The following is a 265-nucleotide window of genomic DNA, read 5'->3' as shown; positions in this document are numbered from 1 at the left end:
CAGTAAGGATGGTGGAGCTATGCGGGATCGAACCGCAGACCTCCTGCGTGCAAGGCAGGCGCTCTCCCAGCTGAGCTATAGCCCCATCGTAGTTATCTCATTCACCTTAATTCTTGCTGAGACAAGGCGTGGAACGATGAAGCATACTGAAGTATGCGAGTCGTTTCACAACGCGGTATCAGAAAGAATTTGGTAGGCCTGAGTGGACTTGAACCACCGACCTCACCCTTATCAGGGGTGCGCTCTAACCACCTGAGCTACAAGC

1 tRNA gene is annotated in these 265 nt (G+C 52.8%); it reads right to left on the bottom strand.

The window, feature by feature from the left end:
* Positions 1 to 9: 9 nt before the first annotated feature.
* Positions 10 to 85: transfer RNA gene (locus tag OGY68_RS00040), tRNA-Ala, on the bottom strand.
* Between the last annotated feature and the right edge of the window lie 180 nt (positions 86 to 265).

Source organism: Citrobacter sp. Cpo065, from assembly GCF_030332805.1.
Classification (GTDB): Bacteria; Pseudomonadota; Gammaproteobacteria; order Enterobacterales; family Enterobacteriaceae; genus Citrobacter; species Citrobacter portucalensis.
Note: the sequence above shows the minus strand (reverse complement) of the source record. Positions and strands in the feature narration are given on the sequence as shown.